The sequence below is a fragment of the Rhizobium terrae genome (assembly GCF_003425685.1).
GTDB classification, from domain to species: Bacteria; Pseudomonadota; Alphaproteobacteria; order Rhizobiales; family Rhizobiaceae; genus Neorhizobium; species Neorhizobium terrae.
Window position 1 is genome coordinate 1 of record NZ_QJKM01000053.1, and the last position, 3,488, is coordinate 3,488.

Below are 3,488 nucleotides of genomic sequence, written 5' to 3' on the forward strand. Positions count from 1 at the left end.
ATCCCATAATGGGAGGGCCACGCAGGCCGAGCCCGGAGAGAAGCGCGAGACTGCGAAGACATCAATCACCATAGCTACGGACAGTCAGAAGGTGCTTGACCTCACCACGCCGAATAGAGAAGACAACCCCATCAGTTCAGAATGCTTCATGCTGCGCTTCCTTTCTGATGCTTGTGGCTGTTTGCGATACAGACCACGTTTTATCATCCCTCGAAGCGCAGCACCCCGCCTACGATCCCAAATCGCCTGAAGATGAGGCGCCAAGCCGAATACCCTATCTATGGAAAGTTGGTCGTGCAGGAATTCAGCATCGGCGATGACGTGGTGGAGCACGTCAAGGTGTTTTCGCCGTAGGCGGTCAGAATGCCCTGCGCGACATCATCCTTGGGCAATGACGAATAGCCGCCTCTGCAAGATTCTCGGTGGCTTCGTCGTTGTGGAAAACGGCAAGGTGACCGGCAAGATCGCCGCACTGCACCACTTGAGAAGGCGGGATATGTGCTTGGAGCGACCTTGGAATCACCTTTCCCGCAGGTCGCGTTCCTGCCGCTGCGGTCATCCTACACCTGAAGATTTTCGACAAGGGCATGATGGATGTTGATAGGTTCAGGCTGATCTGAGGCGTCTTTCGCAGGCTGCAAGAAAGAATGGGCGCGCTACATCTGAAACCCGCTCAGGCTTAGTATCTCGACAAAGATGCGGTATGGTCCTGAAATAAAACGGGAGAAGCATCGGTGACCGAGAACATTCCTCTTAGCGCAATACTCCAGGACCCTTCTGTCCTAAATACGGGGGAAAATGGCCGTCGGGAAACACACAACGTCGCTGCGCCCGCTTCGCAAAATCGAGCTCCGACAACGCCTCCGTCCAGGATAGAGCATTATTCCGCCACCGCCCAGCAGCAGGCTCGGATCTCGCGTCCACCGATAACCCGGCTGGGCGTAGCTAGGAAGCCGCCAAATCAGGACATAACCAATGTAAACCCCGCGCACGGCGGTGGATGGGTCGCCCATGACCCAGTGCTTTTCGATGCAAATGTCCCAAAATTTGCCACAGAATTGGCCGCGGAGATTCAAGCAGGAGCTTCCGCGCCACCACCTCCTCGCCAACAAGGCAGGAACGCGGGCAATGGGAGAGGACTGGCAGCGGCCAACGGCCCGAAAGGCGTCGTTAAGCCCGGTTCAAATCGATCTGACCATTGGAGAGCAGCCTCTCATCAGAAAGGGCTGAGGCAGACCAGGCCTGGTCCCAGCAAAACGGCTTCGCGCTCGACATCCGCAGTTAATGAGTTGTACTCAAGATATCCCCATGCTTATGCCGGATATGATAGGGCACTGAGGGCACTCGAGGCTTCGGCGGCGGTTTGGCAGATTGAAGCGTCCCCTAATGACGCGAAATCAAACCGTACATCAGTTGCAGTTCCCCTATCCTCGCCCCGGGCTTTCAATCGGGACGACGGTGGCCATGGTCGGTGAAATTTAATCCGCCACGAAGATGATCCACGCTGGCTCGTTGAGAAGAGTGCTAATGCCGATTTGCTGCGCGAGATGATCGGCTTTGCCGCTGAAAAGCTGATGGAATGGGAGGTCGGCGCGAAGACGGGCGCGGGGTATGGCGAGAAGAACGCCTTGCGCCTCGCTCGACGTAATGCTATCGCGATCGCGGTTGGGAGCCACGAGTTGGCACCGTCGAGCTTCGTATTCCCAAACTTCGCACCGGCAGTTACTTTCCGAGCTTTCTGGAACCACGCCGCGTGGCTGAAAGGCTCTGACTGCGCCCACCCGGATCCTCGGCCTCCTGCTTCAGAACGGGTACTGTCACTTTGTTTGACGTGCGGGCGCATGAAAGCCGCAAGGTGGATTTCAGGCGAGTTGCAACGCGGCCATCCTCCATTTTACCCAATCGGCGACGGAGTCCTGCAGAGGAGCACCTTGGAAAGACGATTGCGGAGCTTCCTCGAAACCGCGGTTTTCGGAATTCGAGGGCTTTTCGCGCGACGAAGAAGGGGATTTTTCGGCGGTCTGGCTATGCCGCGAATATGGAGAGAGTCCGCGCGAAATGGAAGGGGTAGAGGGTGCAAAACGGAAACGGGGGTGTGCTCAGCTTTCAGTTACCCACATTTCATGCCGGTGAGATACCTTGATGTTTTGCCCTCTTGCGTAGCAGGAATCGCTCGTGATTCGTTGTTTGGCACCGAATCGCACAGGAGCGGTGCCATGGACGCAGGAGTGAACGCGTGGTTTGATGACGAGCTTGCCGGCTCTACCTTCGCAGACGAGCGCCTTGGCAAGCGCTTACGTCAGCTTGTGGAGAGGTTGAACGGTGCCATGGGAGCGAGCATTCCACTGGCGTGCCAGGACTGGGCCAATACCAAGGCGGCTTATCGGTTCTTTTCCAATGATCGGGTCAGCGAGGGCGAGATTCTCGCTGGTCACTTTGAGGCGACGCGCAGCCGTTTTGCTGCGGCGACCGGTCCTATTCTGGTCCTGCAGGATACGAGTGAACTCATCTATCAAAGGAAGCGACCCGAGCAGATCGGGCTCACCGGCCGGACTAATAAGGGCAAGGCTGATCGTTCCCGGGCACAGCCCGTTTGCGGGCTTTTGATGCATTCGAGCATGGCCGTCACGCTGGACGGTTTGCCGCTTGGCCTTTCGGCCATCAAGTTCTGGACGCGGTCGAAGTTCAAGGGAACCGCTGCGTTGAAGAAAAAGGTCAACCTGACGCGCTTGCCTATCGAAGAGAAGGAGAGCTTCCGCTGGCTACAGAATATGCGGGAGTCGATTGCGCTGTTCGGTGATGGCGCGCGCTGCATCCATGTCGGTGATCGCGAAAGCGACATCTATGAGCTTTTCTGCATGGCCCATGAACTCGGCACCCATTTCCTGGTAAGGACTTGCGTCGACCGGCTGGCGGGCGACGGCGAGCATACGATCGCCGCCGAGATGAATGAGGCCGAAATCAGCGGAATGCACGAGGTCGAGGTCCGCGATGCAAATGGCAAGCCTGAGACGATTGCTGTCGGGGAGTGTCAGGAATTTCGTGTACGGGCGTGCGGTTAAACATTTCGTTTACGCCCTCGCGGCGTGGAAGCGGTCCGCGAAGAGAACGGCGAATTGGGATTTTGCCATCGCCCATTCTTTGGGTGGCATTTTCCACGCTTTCTCCGATCTGTTCAAGACCAGATACAGGGTAACCGTTTTGAGCGCCCCACGGTCAAATTGGGTTGACGTTGTGCGGCTGGTGACGCAGCACAGGCTGATTACGAGGCCGTCTATCCGGTAGCGACGCTACGGGTCATTTGCTGGGGCGGCGGGATTGAAGCGCATCGGCTTGCAATTGGCATAGATCTGCTCGACCACAAACGGGATCGCGCGCCATGCATCCTTGAGCAGGGCCGGCGAAGGCTTTGGGAATGCCATGGAGATCATTTCGGCCAATTCGGATCTCGTGGACTGAATGAGGATGCCCATGAGGGGTTCGCCGGT

1 protein-coding gene and 4 pseudogenes are annotated in these 3,488 nt (G+C 57.2%); 3 read left to right on the forward strand and 2 right to left on the reverse strand.

Annotated elements, in window-relative coordinates; genetic code table 11:
* Positions 1-388 precede the first annotated feature (388 nt).
* From DMO26_RS34690 to DMO26_RS33170, 3 genes and pseudogenes are all read left to right on the forward strand, one after another.
* Positions 389-620: pseudogene (locus tag DMO26_RS34690) on the forward strand (adenine deaminase C-terminal domain-containing protein); the annotation flags it as partial.
* Positions 621-1,481: 861 nt separating this feature from the next.
* Positions 1,482-1,765: pseudogene (locus DMO26_RS33165) on the forward strand (transposase); the annotation flags it as partial.
* Positions 1,766-2,216: 451 nt separating this feature from the next.
* Complete coding sequence (locus tag DMO26_RS33170; protein ID WP_226951520.1) at positions 2,217-3,062, forward strand: IS4/Tn5 family transposase DNA-binding protein; 846 nt, start codon at positions 2,217-2,219, stop codon at positions 3,060-3,062.
* 9 nt (positions 3,063-3,071) lie between these two features.
* Here the strand turns inward: DMO26_RS33170 and DMO26_RS35160 are convergent.
* Together DMO26_RS35160 and DMO26_RS33180 are read right to left on the reverse strand one after the other, a co-directional pair.
* Positions 3,072-3,200: pseudogene (locus DMO26_RS35160) on the reverse strand (IS256 family transposase); the annotation flags it as partial.
* 90 nt (positions 3,201-3,290) lie between these two features.
* Positions 3,291-3,488 (reverse strand): annotated as a pseudogene (locus tag DMO26_RS33180) (YecA family protein); the annotation flags it as partial.